Source organism: Microbacterium sp. LMI1-1-1.1 (assembly GCF_040815675.1).
Classification (GTDB): Bacteria; Actinomycetota; Actinomycetes; order Actinomycetales; family Microbacteriaceae; genus Microbacterium.
On record NZ_JBFPNN010000009.1, the window covers coordinates 195,571 to 213,082 of the forward strand.

19 protein-coding genes are annotated in these 17,512 nt (G+C 72.3%); 6 read left to right on the forward strand and 13 right to left on the reverse strand.

Annotated features, from left to right (window positions below; genetic code table 11):
- Positions 1 to 41: 41 nt before the first annotated feature.
- On the reverse strand, positions 42 to 785 hold the full coding sequence (locus MRBLMI1_RS14315; RefSeq protein WP_367733943.1) for a YqjF family protein: 744 nt from the start codon (positions 783 to 785) through the stop codon (positions 42 to 44).
- Between the two features lie 47 nt (positions 786 to 832).
- On the opposite strand from MRBLMI1_RS14315, the gene MRBLMI1_RS14320 reads away from it, so the two are divergent.
- Complete coding sequence (locus MRBLMI1_RS14320) at positions 833 to 1,093, forward strand: DUF3253 domain-containing protein (RefSeq protein WP_367733944.1); 261 nt, start codon at positions 833 to 835, stop codon at positions 1,091 to 1,093.
- A gap of 184 nt (positions 1,094 to 1,277) precedes the next feature.
- Here MRBLMI1_RS14320 and MRBLMI1_RS14325 read toward each other — a convergent pair whose 3' ends face one another.
- Complete coding sequence (locus MRBLMI1_RS14325; protein ID WP_414685906.1) at positions 1,278 to 1,994, reverse strand: hypothetical protein; 717 nt, start codon at positions 1,992 to 1,994, stop codon at positions 1,278 to 1,280.
- 32 nt (positions 1,995 to 2,026) lie between these two features.
- The gene (locus tag MRBLMI1_RS14330) at positions 2,027 to 3,022 is read right to left on the reverse strand and encodes a hypothetical protein (protein WP_367733948.1); all 996 of its coding nucleotides are present in this window, start codon (positions 3,020 to 3,022) and stop codon (positions 2,027 to 2,029) included.
- A gap of 124 nt (positions 3,023 to 3,146) precedes the next feature.
- On the opposite strand from MRBLMI1_RS14330, the gene MRBLMI1_RS14335 reads away from it, so the two are divergent.
- A complete protein-coding gene (locus tag MRBLMI1_RS14335; protein ID WP_367733949.1) occupies positions 3,147 to 3,467 on the forward strand; it encodes a YciI family protein in 321 nt (106 codons plus the stop codon).
- A gap of 137 nt (positions 3,468 to 3,604) precedes the next feature.
- On the opposite strand, the gene MRBLMI1_RS14340 is transcribed toward MRBLMI1_RS14335, so the two are convergent.
- From MRBLMI1_RS14340 to MRBLMI1_RS14360, 5 genes are all read right to left on the reverse strand, one after another.
- Positions 3,605 to 3,745, reverse strand: a complete 141-nt coding sequence (locus MRBLMI1_RS14340) for a hypothetical protein (RefSeq protein ID WP_367733950.1) — start codon at positions 3,743 to 3,745, stop codon at positions 3,605 to 3,607.
- Between the two features lie 31 nt (positions 3,746 to 3,776).
- Entirely contained in the window at positions 3,777 to 6,128 is a 2,352-nt protein-coding gene (gene purL, locus MRBLMI1_RS14345; protein WP_367733951.1) for a phosphoribosylformylglycinamidine synthase subunit PurL, read from the reverse strand.
- Positions 6,129 to 6,343: 215 nt separating this feature from the next.
- A complete protein-coding gene (locus MRBLMI1_RS14350) occupies positions 6,344 to 8,665 on the reverse strand; it encodes an FdhF/YdeP family oxidoreductase (RefSeq protein ID WP_367733953.1) in 2,322 nt (773 codons plus the stop codon).
- A gap of 58 nt (positions 8,666 to 8,723) precedes the next feature.
- A complete protein-coding gene (fdhD, locus tag MRBLMI1_RS14355) occupies positions 8,724 to 9,611 on the reverse strand; it encodes a formate dehydrogenase accessory sulfurtransferase FdhD (protein ID WP_367733954.1) in 888 nt (295 codons plus the stop codon).
- A 74-nt stretch (positions 9,612 to 9,685) separates the two neighbouring features.
- On the reverse strand, positions 9,686 to 10,174 hold the full coding sequence (locus MRBLMI1_RS14360; RefSeq protein ID WP_367733955.1) for a DUF1990 family protein: 489 nt from the start codon (positions 10,172 to 10,174) through the stop codon (positions 9,686 to 9,688).
- Between the two features lie 134 nt (positions 10,175 to 10,308).
- On the opposite strand from MRBLMI1_RS14360, the gene glp reads away from it, so the two are divergent.
- Together glp and MRBLMI1_RS14370 are read left to right on the forward strand one after the other, a co-directional pair.
- A complete protein-coding gene (gene glp / locus MRBLMI1_RS14365; protein WP_367733956.1) occupies positions 10,309 to 11,535 on the forward strand; it encodes a gephyrin-like molybdotransferase Glp in 1,227 nt (408 codons plus the stop codon).
- A 156-nt stretch (positions 11,536 to 11,691) separates the two neighbouring features.
- Positions 11,692 to 12,531: a DUF6457 domain-containing protein gene (locus tag MRBLMI1_RS14370; protein ID WP_367733957.1), complete on the forward strand. Its 840-nt coding sequence runs from the start codon at positions 11,692 to 11,694 to the stop codon at positions 12,529 to 12,531.
- A gap of 148 nt (positions 12,532 to 12,679) precedes the next feature.
- Here the strand turns inward: MRBLMI1_RS14370 and MRBLMI1_RS14375 are convergent, their stop codons facing one another.
- Positions 12,680 to 13,240, reverse strand: coding sequence for a TetR/AcrR family transcriptional regulator (locus MRBLMI1_RS14375; RefSeq protein ID WP_367733958.1), 561 nt, complete (start codon positions 13,238 to 13,240; stop codon positions 12,680 to 12,682).
- Positions 13,241 to 13,342: 102 nt separating this feature from the next.
- On the opposite strand from MRBLMI1_RS14375, the gene MRBLMI1_RS14380 reads away from it, so the two are divergent.
- A complete protein-coding gene (locus tag MRBLMI1_RS14380; protein ID WP_367733960.1) occupies positions 13,343 to 14,305 on the forward strand; it encodes an alpha/beta hydrolase in 963 nt (320 codons plus the stop codon).
- 271 nt (positions 14,306 to 14,576) lie between these two features.
- Here the strand turns inward: MRBLMI1_RS14380 and MRBLMI1_RS14385 are convergent, their stop codons facing one another.
- Together MRBLMI1_RS14385 and MRBLMI1_RS14390 are read right to left on the reverse strand one after the other, a co-directional pair.
- Positions 14,577 to 15,005, reverse strand: coding sequence for a hypothetical protein (locus tag MRBLMI1_RS14385; RefSeq protein WP_367733962.1), 429 nt, complete (start codon positions 15,003 to 15,005; stop codon positions 14,577 to 14,579).
- A 102-nt stretch (positions 15,006 to 15,107) separates the two neighbouring features.
- Entirely contained in the window at positions 15,108 to 15,644 is a 537-nt protein-coding gene (locus MRBLMI1_RS14390; protein WP_367733963.1) for a YbhB/YbcL family Raf kinase inhibitor-like protein, read from the reverse strand.
- A gap of 79 nt (positions 15,645 to 15,723) precedes the next feature.
- Here MRBLMI1_RS14390 and MRBLMI1_RS14395 point away from each other — a divergent pair, with 79 nt between their 5' ends.
- Positions 15,724 to 16,398, forward strand: a complete 675-nt coding sequence (locus MRBLMI1_RS14395) for a GntR family transcriptional regulator (protein ID WP_367733965.1) — start codon at positions 15,724 to 15,726, stop codon at positions 16,396 to 16,398.
- Here the strand turns inward: MRBLMI1_RS14395 and MRBLMI1_RS14400 are convergent.
- Both MRBLMI1_RS14400 and MRBLMI1_RS14405 read right to left on the reverse strand, forming a co-directional pair.
- A complete protein-coding gene (locus MRBLMI1_RS14400) occupies positions 16,395 to 16,658 on the reverse strand; it encodes an HPr family phosphocarrier protein (RefSeq protein ID WP_367733966.1) in 264 nt (87 codons plus the stop codon). The two genes, MRBLMI1_RS14395 and MRBLMI1_RS14400, sit on opposite strands and share 4 nt — an antisense overlap.
- An 18-nt stretch (positions 16,659 to 16,676) precedes the next feature.
- Positions 16,677 to 17,510 carry a PRD domain-containing protein gene (locus tag MRBLMI1_RS14405; RefSeq protein ID WP_367733967.1) on the reverse strand — a complete coding sequence of 278 codons (834 nt, stop codon included), beginning with the start codon at positions 17,508 to 17,510 and terminating at the stop codon, positions 16,677 to 16,679.
- Positions 17,511 to 17,512 lie beyond the last annotated feature (2 nt).

The following is a 17,512-nucleotide window of genomic DNA, read 5'->3' on the forward strand; positions in this document are numbered from 1 at the left end:
CGCCGTCCGTCCCCGGGCCCGGCGCGGAGGGTCTCGTCCTGTCAGCGGACGGAGGGATGGATGCCGCGGGCGGCCGAGAACCGCGTGATGAAGCCGGGGTGGCCCGCGGGCATCGCCAGCACCGAGTCGGGGGCCCGACCCGCGAGCCCCGGAAAGCCGGCGTCGGCGAGCAGGTCGTCGTCGAGCACGTCGATGTCGGCCGCGACGAGCGGCCACGGCTCGTGGCTGTTGGCGGCCCAGATGGTCCGGCCCAGGTGCCGCTCGTGGAAGCCCCACCGCGCCGTGAGGAAACGGGAGAGGGGCGTGTCGACCGTCTCCGTGCCGAGGGTCGCCCGGAGGCGCGTGCCCGCACGCGTCCCGCCGTGGCGGCGCGACCGGTACTCGATGCGCCGTCCCTCCGTGCGCACCCCCGCCCGCGCCCAGCGGTACGGGAGGCCGAACAGCGCGTGCGCAGCCAGGACCGGGGCGAGGTGCTCGGCCTCGAGCGTGCGGAAGACGACGCCGCGGCGCCCGTCGTCGTCGATCGCGTACGTGCGGACGTTGATCTCCGTGAACGAGCCGACGAAGGGCACCGGCGGCAGCGGCAGGAAGCGGAACTCGCTCAGCACGAACGGCACCAGGCCGACCCACGCCGAGCCGTCGTGGACGTCGGGGCGGGTCCCGGGCGGCAGCAGCGGAGCCACGTGGGCGGGGTCGACGCGCCAATGCGCGAACACCGCGCGGTTCCACCGCTGCGCGATGACGGCGCGGCCGGGCAGGTCGGGGGCGTGGCGTTCGGTGATCACCGGGTCATTCTGGCCCGGGCGGTCCGGTGCGGAGGGAGACTGGACAGGTGAGCGCGACGTCTGATGCGGACCCCCGGCTCGTGGCATCCATCCGCGAGCTGCTGGCCGCGCGCGACGCCGGCAAGACGATCTGCCCGTCGGAGGCGGCGCGCGCCGTCGGCGGCGAGGACTGGCGCGACCTCATGCAGCCGGCGCGCGACGCGGCCCGGGCCCTCGTCGACCTCGGCGAGGTCGAGGTGACGCAGCGGGGCGAGGTCGTCGACGTCGAGACGGCGCGCGGGCCCGTGCGGATCCGCCGCGCGCGGTAGCCGCTTGCCGCCGTCGCCGCGTCGCGCCGTCGCCGCGTCGCCGCGTCGCGCTGGCGTCGCGCCGCGCCGGAATCGGATCGGGGCGTCGGAATCGGACGCGGGAGCGGAAACGGTCCGAATCCACGGCGTTCGTCCGATTCTGGAGCGAGCCGGGCGCGGCCGCGCGGCGCGGGCCGGCCCGAGATCAGACGGCGGGCTCGGGGCCCGCGGGGGTGCTGCGCTCGCGCGGGAGCTCGAGGGCGACCTTCTTCTCCAGCTCGTCGACCGCGGCATCCGACAGCCAGATCAGGCCGTCGAGCTCCTCACGCACGCGCTTGTAGGCCAGCTGCCGCTCGTGCGGCGTGGCGGCCTGGTCGATCGCGACCCCGAGCAACTGCTTCGCGGTGTCGAGGCGCTTGCGCTCGGCATCCGAGAACGCGGTGTCCTTCATCCGGCGGGCGTCGCGCTCGGCGACGTCGAAGGCCACCTCGTAGTCGGTGACCGCGTCGCGGTACTCCTTCAGCTGCTCCGCGGTGACGGTCTCGCCCGGCGCCGGACGCAGGTTGTCGGCCACTTTCTTCGCCCGCAGGAACGCGGCCGTCAGCGGCTGCCTCCCGTCGCTCATGGCGGGATAGGCGATGAGCTTCGACACGTCGAGCTCATAGTCGAGCCAACGGTGCGTGACGTCGTCGTGGGCTGCGGTGAGCCGGTCGACGGGCTGCGGTGCGATCGCGCTCGGCGGAGCTGCGGCCGGCGGGAGCTGTCCGCCCTGGGCGCGCAACAGCTCGAGCTTCTCGCGATGACGGCGGCGGGCCCGGATCTCCTTGCGATTGTGCGCGGCGCCCAGCCCTCCCATGACCATCCCAAACAGCGGGAAGGCGAGCCACCACTTGTCGGCGACGAACATCCAGAACTCGCTCACGGGCCTCATGCTACGCGCCGGGTCCGGAACGGTCAGGTGGTCGGCGGCTCCGGACGGTCGCGGCCGGGCACCGGCCACACGTGGTCTTCGGAGGTGGATGCCGAGGGGGTGGCATCCGGAGTCGCCTTCTTGCCCCGGCGGGTCGAGCGCTCCTGCCACTTCTCGGCAGCGACCCGTCCCATCGACTCCATCGAGCGGGCCAACGCACGCTGCGCCGTCTCGGCGAGGTCGGATGCCACCTGGCTCCAGGCGTCGGGGGTCGGCCCTGCCGCGTCGTGGGGCCGCCGGCCGCGGGCCACGCCCTCGGCGTGTGCGAAGGTGTGCGACACCCGCCGGACGGCGTCGCGGTAGGCGAGGAAGTCGCGGGGCGTGAGGCGGACGGTCACCGAGGCGGGGCGCAGCCACTGCGCGTGCTCGTGCGCCCGGAGGAACTCCGCGAGAAGCGGCGAGCGGGCGTCGGTCATCTCCGGGTGAGCGATCGCGAGGGCCGGGTCCGTCTCGTACTGCATCCATCGGGCCAGCACCGCGTCGTGCTCCGCGAGCAGACGCGCGACGGGGAGCGGCGCCGTGCCCGTGCGGATGGCCGGCAGCATCGCCTTGGCGGCGCGGACCCCCGCCCGCCGGGCGCGGACCTCGGCGGCCGTGGCCCGCAGCTCGCGCTGGGCGTCCTGCAGCCGGCGCCGGGCCGCGGCGACCGTACTGGTCCCGGTGCGCGCGGCGGCCGCGTCGGCCTGCGCGCGGACCACCTCGGCCTCGGCCGCCTTGACCTCGGCGCGTCCGCGGACGATCGCCTGCCGCGTCATCTGCAGGTCGAGGGTCGCGGCGTCGAGCTCGAGGCGCCGCGCCGCGTTCTTGCCGAGCGGTCGCGTCTGGGCCGCGCGGGCGACCCGGGCGGTCGTGCTCCGACCGGCCGGGAGAGCGAGGCGACGCTGCGATGCGCGCACTCCGACCCAGCCGAGTGTGCCGGCACCGGCCGCTGCGGGTCCGATCCACCACCACTCGGCGAGCATCACCAGGAGCGGTTCCACCCCTCCATGCTAAGCGCCGCCCCCGACACGGCGCCGGGAGTCCGGCCGGAACCCGTAGCGACGGCCTCTTCCGCGGCCGGGTGCCGGGTGCCAGGCTGAGCCCCAAGCGACGGGGGAGGTCGTCATGAAGGTCATGCTCCTGATGTGGTCCGACGGCAGCTATGCGGGCGGGGACGCCGAGGAGGACTACGCGGCGTGGATGGAGTACGAGAAGACGCTGCGCGACGACGGGGTGTTCGCGGGCGCGGCGCAGTTCGCGGAGACCGACGAGGTCCGCGCGACCACGACGGCGATCTCCACGCCGCCGGCGGATCCGCCCCGCCCCGCCGCGGGGCTGTCGGGCTTCTACCTGGTCGACGTGGCCGACGCCGACGCCGCGGAGGACTACGCCCGCCGGGCGCCGCTGTACGGGTACGTCGAGGTCCGGCCGATCGCCGAGTACTGACGTCCGGCGCGGGACCCCGCAGAAAGCCACGGAACTCGCTGGGATTCGCGCCCGGACGGCGAGGTTCGCGCGATCCTGCGAGATCCGCGCGGGGTCGGACGGGACCAGGGATGCCACGGGGTGGCATCCCTCCCCGGTCAGCCGAAGATGAGGGCGAACACCGTGGCGCCGCCGCCGGTGATGATGAGCGCGGCGATCACGACCCACGCCGTGATCTTCACCCGGCGCTGACGCCGGTCGCTGAAGACGGTCATGTCGTCGTCGTCGTCGATGCTCATTCCGCGTCCTCTCTGCCGCTGCCCCGGAAGGTCAGGCGACGGGCTCCGACACGGTCGGCCCGAACACGGCGGGCAGCGTCTCGGTCGACAGGCGGCGCAGCTCCGACACCGGGACGGTGAACACGTCCTGGATCTCGAGGGAGGCCTCGACGCCCGGCTCGATGTCCGTGACGCCGATGCGCAGCACCGGGTAGCCGCGACCGTCGCACAGGCCGCGGAACTTCACGTCCTCCTCGCGCGGCACGCTCACGAGCACGCGGCCGGTGGACTCGCTGAACAGGGCGGCCGTGGCATCCACGCCGTCCCGCTCCATGAGCTCGGTGAGCCAGACGCGGGCGCCGACGCCGAAGCGCAGCACGCCCTCGGCGAGGGTCTGCGCCAGACCGCCGGACGACAGGTCGTGCGCGCTCGAGACGAGGGACTGGGAGCCAGCGGCCTGCAGCAGCTCGGCGAGCTTGCGCTCCTGCGCCAGGTCGACCTTCGGCGGGCGCCCGCCGAGGTGGCCGTGGATCGTGCCCGCCCACTGCGAGCCGTCGAGCTCGTCGGCGGTGGTGCCGAGGAGGTACAGGTTCTCGCCGGCATCCTGCCAGCCGCTCGGGATGCGGGCGGCGACGTCGTCGATGATGCCCATCACGCCCACGACCGGGGTGGGGTGGATCGGCTGGTCGCCGGTCTGGTTGTAGAACGACACGTTGCCGCCCGTGACCGGGATGCCGAGCTCGAGGCAGCCGTCGCTCAGACCCTCGACGGCCTGGCTGAACTGCCACATGACCTCGGGGTTCTCGGGGCTGCCGAAGTTCAGGCAGTCGGTGACGGCGGTGGGCACCGCGCCGGTCACGGCGACGTTGCGGTACGCCTCGGCGAGGGCGAGCTTGGCGCCGGCGTACGGGTCGAGCTGGCAGTAGCGGCCGTTGCAGTCGGTCGCGATGGCGAAGCCGAGGCCGGTCTCCTCGTCCACGCGGATCATGCCCGCGTCGTCGGGGAAGCTCAGCGCGGTGTTGCCGAGGACGTAGTAGTCGTACTGGTTCGTGATCCAGGAGGTGTCGGCGAGGTTGGGGCTCGCGACGAGGGTCGTGAACTGGTCGCGGAGGGCCGCGGCATCCGTGGTCCGCTCCAGGGTCGCGGCGGTGTCGTCGTTGAGGGCGTCGATCCACGTGGGATAGGCGACGGGGCGCTCGTAGACGGGGCCGTCGACCGCGACGGTGGACGGGTCGACGTCGACGATGCGCTCGCCGTACCAGTCGATGACGAGACGGCCGTCGCCGGTGACCTCGCCGAGGACGCTGGTCTCGACGTCCCACTTGCCGACCACGGCGAGGAACGCGTCGAGCTTCTCGGGCGCGACGATCGCCATCATGCGCTCCTGGCTCTCGCTCATGAGGATCTCCTCGGGCGTGAGCGAGGGGTCGCGCAGCAGGACCTTCGACAGCTCCACCTTCATGCCGCTGTCGCCGTTGGCGGCGAGCTCGCTCGTGGCGCAGGAGATGCCCGCGGCCCCGAGGTCCTGGATGGCCTCGACGAGGTCGTCGCGGTAGAGCTCGAGGCAGCACTCGATGAGCACCTTCTCGGCGAAGGGGTCGCCCACCTGGACCGCGGGACGCTTGGTGGGGCCGCCGTCGGCGAAGGTGTCGGATGCCAGGATGCTGGCGCCGCCGATGCCGTCGCCGCCCGTGCGGGCGCCGAACAGCACGACCTTGTTCCCCGCACCGCTCGCGTTGGCGAGCTTGAGGTCCTCGTGGCGCAGGACGCCGACCGCGAGCGCGTTGACGAGCGGGTTGCCCTGGTAGACGGCGTCGAACACCGTCTCGCCGCCGATGTTCGGCAGGCCCAGGCAGTTGCCGTAGAAGGAGATGCCGCTGGTGACGCCGTGCACGACGCGCGGGGTGTCGGGGTGGTCGATCGCGCCGAAGCGCAGCTGGTCCATGACCGCGACGGGGCGCGCGCCCATCGAGATGATGTCGCGGACGATGCCGCCGACGCCGGTCGCGGCGCCCTGGAACGGCTCGATGTAGCTGGGGTGGTTGTGCGACTCGACCTTGAAGGTGACCGCCCAGCCGTCGCCCACGTCGACGACGCCGGCGTTCTGGCCCATGCCCACCATGAGGCGGGTCTTCATCTCGTCGCTGACCTTCTGCCCGAACTGGCGCAGGTAGATCTTGCTCGACTTGTAGGAGCAGTGCTCGCTCCACATGACCGAGTACATCGCCAGCTCGCCGCTGGTGGGGCGGCGGCCCAGGATCTCGCGGATCTTGGCGTACTCGTCGTCCTTCAGACCGAGGGCGCCGTACGGCTGATCCTTCTCCGGCGTGGCGATCGCGTTGTCGACCGTGTCGGCGAGGGCCGTGCGGTGGGCGGGTGCGGCGGATTCGGGTGAGTTGGTCACGCGGCTGAGCTCCAAGAATCGCGGGGGCCGGACGGCATCAGTCTAGTTGGGCGGTCGTCCGGCTCCGTGCCCCGGCCGGCTCGGCCGTCGCCGGAATCGGAGCGGGGCGTCGACCGTCGGCCATCGCCGGATTCGGATAGGGGCGTCGGAATCGGATGCCGTGGCCGAAACGGTCCGAATCCGCGGCGCGGCTCCGAATCCGCGGCGCGCGCGGGTCAGGCCGTCTTCCCGATGCGCACGCGGATGTCCTTCATCAGCGGCTGGTCGCTCTGGCGGCTGTAGTCGTCCGGCCCGAGGAGCACGTTCATCTCGGGGAAGTACCCGGCCGCGCTGCCGCGCGGGGTGTCGTACTCGAGTGCGCGGAACGCGGTGACGCTGCGCACCGACCCGTCGAGCGAGGTCGCGACGATGTCGACGAGGTCGCCCTCGGCGATCCCGCGCTCGCGCATGTCGCGGCGGTTCATGAAGACGAGCTCCCGGATGTTCCGGATGCCGCGGTAGCGGTCGTCCGCCGAGTAGATCGTGGTGTTCCACTGATCGTGGGAGCGCATCGTCTGGAGGACGAGGACGTCGGCCTCCTCGGGGATGACGTTCGGCAGCTCCGCCCGGGAGAACTCCGCCTTGCCGGACGGGGTGCGGAAGTCGCGCTCGCGCGCCGGCTGCGGGATGCGGAAGCCGTAGCGCTGGCGCACGAGCTCGTTGAAGCCCTCGAAGCCGGGGAGCACCTCCGCCATCGTGTCGCGGATGCGGTCGTAGTCGGCGACGTACTCCTCCCACGGCGTCCGCGACGCGGGCATCGTCGCGCGGGCGATCCCGGCGATGATCGCGGGCTCGCTGAGCAGGTGCGGCGACGCCGGCCGCCGGGACCCGAGCGAGAGCATGACGGAGCTCATCGCGTCCTCGGTCGAGATGGACTGCAGACCCGACTCCTGCTCGTCGCGCTCCGTGCGCCCGAGGCACGGCAGGATGAGCGCGGCCTTGCCGTGGACGATGTGGCTGCGGTTCAGCTTCGTGCTGACGTGGACGGTGAGGTCGGTGCGCGACATGCCCTCGGCCGTCAGCGCGGTGTCGGGAGCCGCGCGGACGAAGTTGCCGCCCATGCCGACGAACACCTTCAGGTCGCCGCGGTGCAGCGCCGCCACCGTGTGCACGGTGTCCAGACCCGGCTCGCGCGGCGAGACGATGCCGCAGACCTCGTCGAGCTTCGCGAGCCAGTCCTCGGTCGGCTTGTGGTTGATGCCGCACGTGCGGTTGCCCTGGACGTTGCTGTGGCCGCGCACCGGCGACGGACCGGTGCCCTTCCGGCCGACGTTCCCGCGCAGCAGCAGGAGGTTGACGATCTCGCGGACGGTGTCCACGCCGTGCCGGTGCTGGCTCACGCCGAGGCACCAGCTGATGACCGTGCGCTCGGCGGAGAGGTACACGTCGGCGGCGCCGCGGATCTCGGCCTCGGTCAGACCCGACTGCTCCACGAGCTCGTCCCACGACGTCGCCTCGACCAGGGCGCGGTACTCGTCGAGCCCGTCCGTGTAGCGGGCGAGGAAGTCGCGGTCCAGCGCGGTCGGATCGGTCTCGGACGCCTCGAACACGACCTTCGCCATGCCGCGGACGAGAGCGAGGTCGCCGCCGGGCCTCACTTGGAGGTCCATCGTGCTCGTCGGCGTCGCGTGGAAGGTCGCCATGTCGACGATCTCGTGGGGGACGATGGTGCTGCCGGACGCGGCCTCGCGCAGCGTGTTGACGTGCACGACCTGGGCGCCGCGGTCGATCGCCTCGGCGATGGTCGTGAGCATGCGGGGGGCGTTCGAGGCGGCGTTGACGCCCAGCACGAACAGCGCGTCGCAGGTCTGCCAGTCCTCGAGGTCGGCCGTGCCCTTGCCCGTGGCGAGCGACGCGGTGAGGCCGCGACCGGAGCCCTCGTGGCACATGTTCGAGCAGTCGGGCAGGTTGTTGGTGCCGAGCTCGCGGGCGAACAGCTGGTACAGGAAGGAGGCCTCGTTGCTGAGGCGTCCGGAGGTGTAGAACGCCGCCTGGTCGGGGGAGTCCAACGCCTGGATGTGGTGCGCGATGGTGCGGAACGCATCGTTCCACGAGATGGGCACGTAGTGGTCGGTGTCGGCGTCGTAGGCCATCGGGCCCACCAGGCGGCCGGCGTCCTCGAGGTCGAAGTCGGTCCACTCGGCGAGCTCCGACACCGAGTGCGCGGCGAAGAACTCCTTGCCGACGCGCTTGTGCGTCATCTCCCACGTGACGTGCTTGATGCCGTTCTCGCAGATGTCGAGGGCGACGCCGCGGTCGTCGGGCCACGCGCATCCGGGGCAGTCGAAGCCGCTCTTGCGCTGGTTCATCGTGAACATCGCGCGCGTTCCCGCCAGCGGCAGGCGTTGCTTGACCAGCACCTCTCCGACCGTGATGGCCGCACCCCAGCCGGCGGCCGGGTGGTCGTAGGTCCCGCTGCTCGTCCAGGCCCCGGACGACCGCGGTCCGAGACCGCCCTGTCGCGGAACGTCCTTCATCAGACCGAACGCGTCACCCATGCTCACCCTCCGCTGGTCACGGCGCCGGGGTGGTGGCATCCATCCCCCGCATCCCGGGTCAGCGTACGCCCGGGAGGTCCGCCTCGGCCCGGGTTGCGGAACCGATGCCGGTCGTGTCCACGCGGTCGGCCCGGGTGTAGACGTTCATGCTGCCGTTGCGGACGAACGCGGCGACGGTGAGGCCGGCACGCTCGGCGAGCTCGATGGCGAGCGACGACGGCGCCGAGACGGCCGACAGGACCGGGATGCCGGCCATCACGGCCTTCTGCACGAGCTCGAAGCTGACGCGGCCCGAGACCTGCAGGACCGTCCCGCGGAGGGGGAGGCGGTCGTTGAGCACCGCCCAGCCGACGACCTTGTCGACGGCGTTGTGACGTCCGACGTCCTCGCGCACCACGAGCATCTCGCCCGTGGCGACGTCGAACAGCGCGGCCCCGTGCAGTCCGCCGGTCTTGTCGAAGACCTTCTGCCCCTCGCGCAGGCGGTCCGGAAAGGCTGCGATGTCGAAGGCGGACACCTGGATGCCGTCACTCGCGACGTCGTGGGACGAGACCTTCTCGACCGCGTCGATCGAGGCCGTGCCGCACACGCCGCAGGAGCTGGTCGTGTAGAAGTTGCGGGCGATGTCGGGGGAGGGGAGGGCGACACCCGGGGCCAGGGTGAGGTCCAGCACGTTGTACGTGTTGCCGTCGGCCCCGCCGGTGCCCGGTCCGCCGCAGTGGATGGCGCGGGAGAACTCTTCGCCGCGGCTGATGACGCCCTCCGAGACGAGGAAGCCCGCCGCGAGCTCGACGTCGTGGCCCGGGGTGCGCATCGTCACGGCCAGGGGCGAGCCGTGGACCCGGATCTCAAGCGGTTCCTCGACGGCGACGGCATCCGGTCGCTGCCGGTTCGCGCCGGAGAGCGTGATGCGGGTGACGCGGCGGGAGGCGGTCAGGCGTCCCATAAGCGTGCCGTCCTCGTGGCATCCATGGTCCCGACCTTAGCCCCGCCGGGAGGGGGGTCTGCCGGTGCCGCGGGTCAGGGGAGGGTCTCGAGGTACCGCCGGGTCGCCCAGGACTGGACGAGGCGGCCGACGGGGGCGCCGATCCGCGTGAACCAGCGGCCGGGCGCCGAGAAGGCGACGATGAGGAAGGTCACGTCGCCGTTCTCGTGGAGGGTCAGTTCGAAGCGCTCCTCGCCCCGTTCGGGGTGACCGGGGAGCGTGCCGTACGCGAAGCCGGCGTGGTGGTCCGTGCGCTCGGCCCAGACGACCATGCACGGGGCGGTGAAGCGCAGCGGTCCGAGACGCAGGCGCATGTCGACGCGGGTCCCGACGCGCAGCGGCGTCTGCGACAGAGTGATCTCCGCCCCCGCGCGACGCTGCACCGCTCCGTGGAACAGCGCATCCGCCGCCTGCTCGAAGACGACGCGGCCGCGGCCGATCGTGCGGGCCCGGCGGACGTGGTGATACCCGGACGGCAGGTCGCCGGCGGTCGCGCCGACCTCGCTGTACGTCAGGTCGCTCATGGCGCTCACGGTAGCGCGGGGTCGGGGGTCGCGGGGAGGAGATGTCGGGAAGGGAGGACTCCTCACCGGCCCGACGTCCTCCCCTGGTGGCATCCCCTCCCGTCCCGCTCCGCGCCCGCACCTACGCTGGGGGCATGGGTGCGCAGGACGGAACCGTCGACGTCGCGGAGCACCTGGCGTCGATCCTCGCCGTGGTCGAGCCGTTCGCCCCGGTCGACCGACCGATCGCCGAGGTGCGCGGTCGCATCCTCCGCGCGCCCGCGCCCGCCGCCGTCGACGTGCCCGCCTTCGACAACTCCGCGATGGACGGCTTCGCGGTGCGCTTCGCCGACGTGCAGGACACCCCCGTCACCCTGCGCGTGGTCGCCGACCTGCCCGCCGGCACCGCCGAGGACCCCCGGATGGATGCCGCTGAGGCCGCGCGCATCATGACCGGTGCGCCGCTGCCGACCGACGCCACCGCCGTGGTGCCCTTCGAGGACACGCGCGCCGGTCTGGCGGGTGGGCTCGAGGCGGTGACCGTCGAGCGTCCGCCCCGCGCCGACGGCGCCCACATCCGTCGGCGGGGGTCCGACGTGCGCGCGGGGGATGTGGTGGTCGCCGCCGGGCTGCGGCTCACCGCGGGACGTGTCGCCGCGCTCGCCGCGGCCGGCATCCCGTCCGTCCCGGTCAGCCGTGCGCCGCGCGTCGCGGTCGTGTCGACGGGGTCCGAGCTCGTCCCGCCGGGGGAGCCGCTGCAGCGCGGGCGGATCCCGGAGTCGAACAGCCTGCTGCTCGCCGGGCTCGCGGAGGAGGCCGGTGCCGAGGTCGTCCTGCGGGGCAGCGTCGACGACCAGGGCGACGGACTGCGACGCGCGATCGCGGACGCGGCGGCCGCGGGCGCCGACGCGGTGGTCCTGTCGGGAGGAGTGAGCGCGGGCGCGTACGAGGTCGTGCGGATGAGTCTCGGCGGGGTGATGCGCTTCTCGCAGGTGCGTATGCAGCCCGGGAGACCCCAGGGATTCGGATATTCCCCGGACGGAATGCTGCTGTTCGGACTGCCGGGGAATCCGACCGCCGCCGCGGTGTCGTTCGAGCTGTTCGTCCGTCCGGCGCTGTCGGCGCTCGAGGGGGCGAGCGATCTCGGACGGCCCACCCTCGCGTTGACGCTGGCGCGATCGTGGCGCGGGCGCTCCGGCCGGACGCAGTACGTGCCGGTGGCGATCGACCGCACCGACCCGGCGACCTGGCGGGCCGTTCCGCCCGCTCCCGGTGCCGGCGGCTCCACGCGCGGGTTCGCGGCGGCGGCGGGACTCGCCGTCATCCCGCCCGACGGCCGCGACCGCGAGGCGGGCGACGCCGTGGACGTGATGCTGTGGTGACCTCCGGCGGGGATGCCGCGGTGAGCGCCGACGCGATCCTGCTCGCGGGCGGGCGCGGGTCCCGCCTCGTCGGAACGGGGATGCCGCGGTGAGCGCCGACGCGATCCTGCTCGCGGGCGGGCGCGGGTCCCGCCTCGGCGAAGCAAGGATGCCGCGGTGAGCGCCGACGCGATTCTGCTCGCGGGCGGGCGCGGGTCTCGCCTCGGCGGCGCGGTCAAGCCGCTCCTCACCGTCCGGGGCACGACGCTGCTCGCGGCCGCGGTCGCCGCCGTCCGGGCCGTCGGGGTGGACCGGGTCGTGGTCGCGGCGCCGGTGCTCGACGCCGGCCTCGCCGTGGACTGGGTCCGCGAGGACCCTCCGTTCGGCGGCCCCGTCGCGGGGATCGTCGCCGCCCTTCCGCGGGTGGGGGCGGCGGAGGTGTGGCTCCTCGCCTGCGACCTGGCCGACCCGGGCGCCGCCGTGACGGCGCTCGCCGCGGTCGAGATCCCGGGCGACGGCGTCTGCCTCGGCGACGGAGAGAGTGCGCAGTGGCTGATCGGCCGTTATCGCACGGACGCCCTGAGGCAGGCGGCATCCCTCCTTCCCGACCGGGGACGGGATGCCTCGATGCGGGCGCTCCTCGGACGGCTCGAGGTCGAGGTGGTCCCCGTGGCGGCCGCGCTGACGCGGGACATCGACACGTGGGACGATCTGAACGACGTCCGAGGAGGAACGATGACCGATTCCCGCACGCTGCCGCCCGAGGCGCTGAACGACTGGAGCGCGGCGCTCGCCGAGCGCTTCGGCCTCGCCGACGGGGACATCCCGATCTCGCTCGTGCTCGACCTCGCCCGAGACGTCGCGAACGGCGTCGCCCGCCCGGCCGCCCCCCTCAGCGCGTTCGTGGCCGGACTCGTCGCGGGTCGCGCGGGCGGGTCGCCCGCGGACACCGAGGCCGCGATCGCGGCGGTCGTCGAGCTCGCACGGTCCTGGGACGGCGGCACGACCGGTCGCTGAGGCCGGCGCGGCGCGGCGGGTGTGCGCGGAATCGGATGACGGCCGCGGATTCGGATGAATCGGCCGGTGGAATCCGATTCTGGGGACTGGATCCGATTCTGGGCGGAAGTCGGCCCCGGGCATGGTGCGGGGTCCGCGGGCCACCGCGTCAGGCGGCGGGCACCGCGGCGTCGATGAGCGTGACGGCGGCGGCGCGCGCGTGCCGGGCGGCATCCGGGGTCCCCGCGATGGCGGCGGTGGTCTGCGCGCCCTCCGCGAGGATGGCGAGCTGCGGAGCGAGGGTCCCGGGCGCCCCCGCGTCGTCCACGAGCCGGGCGACGTAGCGCTGGAACTCCGCCTTGTGTTCGCGGACGGTCCGCGCGACGTCCGCGTTGGCCGCTCCCAGCTCACCGAAGGCGTTGATGAAGCCGCATCCGCGGAAGTCCGCTTCCTCGAACCACCCGGCGAGGTAGTCGTACACCGCGAGCAGCCTGCCCCGATCGTCGTCGATGGCCTCCACCGCGGCCGTCACACCCGACGTCCACAGCGCGTGCCGCTTCTCGAGCACCGCCATCACGAGCTCGTCCTTCGAGGGGAACGCCTTGTAGAGCGCCCGGAGGGAGACGCCGGCCGCGTCGCGAACGGCATCCATTCCGACCTGTCCGATGCCGCGCCCGTAGAACAGCGTGTCTGCGGCGTCGACGATGCGCTGGCGAGGGTCGTCCGTCATGGGGTGAAGTCTACTTGACGCGAGAACGATCGTTCTCTACAGTCGGCCATATCGACGAGAACGACCGTTCTCGCCCCTCGATCCACGAGAAAGGTCACGATCATGTCCGGTAACCCCCACGGCATCGCCCTCGAACCCGCCGCCCAGGAGTTCGTGGATGCCACCAGCGAACCGCCGTTCCTCTACCAGCTGCCGCCCGCCGAGGGGCGTGCCGCGGTCGACGGCGTCCAGGACGCGCCGATCTTCAAGCCGGACGTCGACGAGGAGTGGATCGAGGTGCCCGGCGGCCCGAGCGGATCGGTCAAGGTCCGCATCGTCCGCCCGCAGGGGGCCACCGGCGCGCTCCCCGTCGTGATCTACATCCACGGCGCCGGCTGGGTCTTCGGCGACGCCCACACGCACGACCGCCTCGTGCGCGACATCGCCGTCGGGACCGGCGCGGCCGTCGTCTTCCCCGAGTACGACCGTTCGCCCGAGGTGCGCTACCCGCACGCGATCGAGCAGGTGTGGGCGACCGCGCAGTGGATCGTCGCCGAGGGGGCGACCAAAGACCTGGATGCCACGCGTATCGCCGTCGCGGGCGACTCCGTCGGCGGCAACATGTCGGCCGCGATCACCCTGCTGGCGAAGGAGCGGGGTGGCCTCGACCTGACCGCGCAGGTGCTGTTCTACCCGGTGACCGACGCGGCCTTCGACACCGAGTCGTACCACCGGTTCGCGGAAGGCTACTTCCTCTCGCGCGACGGGATGAAGTGGTTCTGGGACCAGTACACGACGAGTGAGGACGACCGCGCGCAGATCACGGCCTCGCCGCTGCGAGCGAGCCTCGACCAGCTGTCGGGCCTCCCGCAGGCGCTCGTCATCACCGCCGAGGCCGATGTGCTGCGCGACGAGGGCGAGGCCTACGCCGCCAAGCTGCGTCAGGCCGGGGTGCCCACCACCGCCGTGCGCTACCAGGGCATCACGCACGACTTCGTGATGGTGAACTCGCTGCACGACACGTACGCGGCGAAGGCGGCGGTGGCGCAGGCGGTCGCGTTCCTCTCCGCGGCGTTCGCCGAGTAAGAGCCGCGGGGCGCCGGTCGGCGGGGTGGGGGCCCCGGTCCGACCGGCTCGCGGAATCGGACGGCGACGCCGGAATCGGATCGGGATGCCATCGGCATCCGATTCCGGTCCGTGTCCGATTCCGCGGTGGCCGAGTCGGCGGCGGGGCCGACGAACGGGGCACGTCCCGGCCTGGGCCGACAGGGAGGTGCGGTCGGCCGCCGCCTTCGTGGCACAGGAAAGACCGACGCGTACGGCGGGACGTCGGGTGGCTGCGTTGGCGTCCGCTTGCTTACGCGGGGGAGTGGTCGTCGAGTTGCACGATCATGACGACGAGCGGTTCATCACCGATGACGCCGGAATCGTGCCCGACCCGTCCGGTGCTGTCGGGCACAGCATTGGTGTCGTCTCCGAGGTGCGCCTCGCCGGGGCCCATCTCGGTCCGAACGCCGTCTTGCGTCTCGACCCACCAGCGTCCGCTGATGGGCATGACCCACTGCCGGCTCGGGTTGCGATGCCATCCACCACGCCAGCCCGGCGGCAGGGTCCAGATCGACCACGACTGCACATCGGCTTGCGGGTCGCTGGCCCAGATGGGCGGGATGCCCTGCCCGACGGGTCGCATCGTCATCTCGGGAGCAGGAAGGCGCTCCGTCACCGTCAGCCCGTCGGGACCGGTGGTGACGTGGATGAGTTCGACGGTCGGCGCGGTCTCGGCCATGAGGTCTCCTGGAACTTCGAGAAGGGGCGAGCGTCGGCAACGCCCGTGGGAAGGGAAAGGGGGAGGGCGGGATGCGAGATCGCTTCCCGCCCTCTGGGGTGATCAGTCGTCGATCTTGCCGGTGACGACGATCGTTGCGCGTCCGAGGATGTGAGTGGCCATGTTGAAGCCCAGAAACGCGGGGGTGGCGTCGGTGGGGACGCCGATGTCGGCGACGTCGAGGGCGTGCACGGTGAGGAAGTAGCGGTGCTCACCGTGCCCGGCCGGCGGGGCGGCGCCGATGTACTGCGCGGCGCGAGCGTCGTTGGGCAGCTGGAATGCACCCTCGGGGAGGAGGTCGCCGGCAACGCTTCCGGCACCCAGGGGCAGCTCCGTCGTCGTCGCGGGGACGTTGGCGACGGCCCAGTGCCAGAACCCCGAGCCGGTGGGCGCGTCGGGGTCGTACATCGTGACGGCGTAGCTCTGGGTCCCCTCGGGGGCACCCGACCACGACAACTGGGGCGAAACGTCTTCGCCACCGGGGACTCCGAAGGCTCCCGAGTACTGGGGCGTCTCGAAGGCACCGCCGTCGGCAACGGTCTCGCTGGTCAGCGTGAAGCTGGGGACCTCGGGGAGGCGGTCAAAGGGGTTGTTCGGCATGACAGTTCCTTTCGTCCCACCCACGATAATCGATTATCTGCCAAACAGTCAATTATTTTGGATCTTCTAGGATGGCAACGTGTCGGAGGAGTCCGTGAAGAGCCGCGCCCGCGGCCGCGATGTCTACGAGATGCTGCGGCGGGCCATCCTGCACGGGCATTACGAGCAGAGCAGCGCTCTGCGCCCGCAGCAGATCGCGTCCGAGCTCGAAGTGAGCCTCGCCGTGGTGCGCGAGTCGCTCTTGCGGCTCGTGGGCGAGGGCCTGGCGGTGCGGCTTCCCAATCGGGGCTTCGCGGTGCCGACCCAGGATGCGATGCGGTGGCAGCAGATCGCCGAGGCGCGCGTGCTCACCGAGCCCGTCGCGCTGCGGCTGGCGATCGAGCGCGGGGACCTGCGGTGGGAGTCTCGCGTGCGTTCCGCGCACCACCTCCTTGCCCGACTTCCTCAGTACGACGACGACGGTCAGGTGTCCGAGGAGTGGTCCCGTGCCCACCGCGATTTCCACCGGGCCATCCTCGAGGGCGGCGGCAACGAGGTCCTGCTCGAGACCTTCGACCGCATGTGGACGGCGAGCGAGCTCGCGCGGCGCTGGTCGGTGGCATCCACTCCCGACCGCGATGTCGCGCAGGAGCACCTCCTCCTGGAGGAGGCAGCGCTCGCCCGGGATGCCGATGCGGCATGCGACGTGCTCGTCCGGCACCTCAGCCTGACCGCAGCCGCCCTCACGCACGGCCCCGACGACGCGAAGGCTTAGACGTCGGCGTCGAGGTCGCGCGCCAGAAGGTCCGCGATCGCGTCGACCGCAACCTGCTCCTGGCCGCTGACCTCGACCTCGTCTCCGCCTTTCACTCCGAGGGTCATGAGCGACAGCAGCGAGGCGGCGTTGACGCCCTCTTCACCCGCGCGGCCGATCTGCACGGGCGAAGAGCCGGACGCCGCGGCGCGAGCGACGATCTGAGCGGGCCGAGCGTGCAGCCCTTGAGGGGAGGCGATGACGACGGTGCGAACGGGCACGGGGTTCCTTTCGGGGGGTCAGCTGGCGCCGAGCAGGCGAGCGACGTGGATGGTCAGATAGGCGACTTCCTCTTCGGAGACGCGCAGGGAGACGCGGGACTCGATGAGGTACGCCAGGCGAAGTGCCGTTTGGTACGCCTCGGGCTGCTCTTGGATGAGTGCGGCGAGGACGCCGCTGACCGATGTCGTGGCGACCTCCGGCCGGTTCAGCCGGAGGAACAGATAGCGCAAGTGACTGACGAATCGGGAGGTCGCCATGGCGTCCTCGCGGACCTCGCGGCCCGCGGTCGCGCTGACGACATCGAGCAACTCGGAGATCAGCCGCGTGACAGCGATGGTCGTCCGCACCCCCTCTGCCTCGATCGTGGCGGTGATGATGTGCAGCGCGAGGGCGACGGCCTCGCTCTCGGGCAGGCGCACACCGGTCGATTCTTCGACGAGGGCCAGCGCCGAGCGTCCTACCCCGTACTCTTCGGGATAGAGCTGCTGCACTTCCCACTGCAGGGGATGCTCCTCGCGCGGGCCCGGTGCGCGCTGGATCGCGAGATGGAGGTGGTCGGCGATCGGCACCACCGCGCTCGGGCTGACCTTCGCGGTGAGCATCTGATTGGCGTGGGCGGTGATCGTGGTGGCGAGTACGAGCATGTCGAGCGGGAGGGATGCCACCATGGCGTTGACCCGTTCCAGCTCGGCCGGCGACGTCACCGAGAACCACTGCTCCACGGCGTCCGGCGTCAGCTCGGAGCCGGGCTTGGCGGAGAAGCCGATGCCTCTGCCGAGCGCGACCCGCTGACCGCCCGCCTCGTCTTCGACGAGCACGACGTTGTGCCCCAGCTGGCGGATGGTGCGCATGC

Excerpts from the sequence above, each read along its gene's own strand:
- glp (WP_367733956.1), top strand. The coding sequence starts at position 10,309 with ATGGGTGCGCAGGACGGAACCGTCGACGTCGCGGAGCACCTGGCGTCG.
- MRBLMI1_RS14385 (WP_367733962.1), bottom strand. The coding sequence starts at position 15,005 with ATGGCCGAGACCGCGCCGACCGTCGAACTCATCCACGTCACCACCGGT.
- MRBLMI1_RS14405 (WP_367733967.1), bottom strand. The coding sequence starts at position 17,510 with ATGCGCACCATCCGCCAGCTGGGGCACAACGTCGTGCTCGTCGAAGAC.
- MRBLMI1_RS14375 (WP_367733958.1), bottom strand. The coding sequence starts at position 13,240 with ATGACGGACGACCCTCGCCAGCGCATCGTCGACGCCGCAGACACGCTG.
- MRBLMI1_RS14335 (WP_367733949.1), top strand. The coding sequence starts at position 3,147 with ATGAAGGTCATGCTCCTGATGTGGTCCGACGGCAGCTATGCGGGCGGG.
- fdhD (WP_367733954.1), bottom strand. The coding sequence starts at position 9,611 with ATGGGACGCCTGACCGCCTCCCGCCGCGTCACCCGCATCACGCTCTCC.
- MRBLMI1_RS14390 (WP_367733963.1), bottom strand. The coding sequence starts at position 15,644 with ATGCCGAACAACCCCTTTGACCGCCTCCCCGAGGTCCCCAGCTTCACG.
- MRBLMI1_RS14340 (WP_367733950.1), bottom strand. The coding sequence starts at position 3,745 with ATGAGCATCGACGACGACGACGACATGACCGTCTTCAGCGACCGGCGT.
- MRBLMI1_RS14360 (WP_367733955.1), bottom strand. The coding sequence starts at position 10,174 with ATGAGCGACCTGACGTACAGCGAGGTCGGCGCGACCGCCGGCGACCTG.
- MRBLMI1_RS14350 (WP_367733953.1), bottom strand. The coding sequence starts at position 8,665 with ATGGGTGACGCGTTCGGTCTGATGAAGGACGTTCCGCGACAGGGCGGT.
- MRBLMI1_RS14380 (WP_367733960.1), top strand. The coding sequence starts at position 13,343 with ATGTCCGGTAACCCCCACGGCATCGCCCTCGAACCCGCCGCCCAGGAG.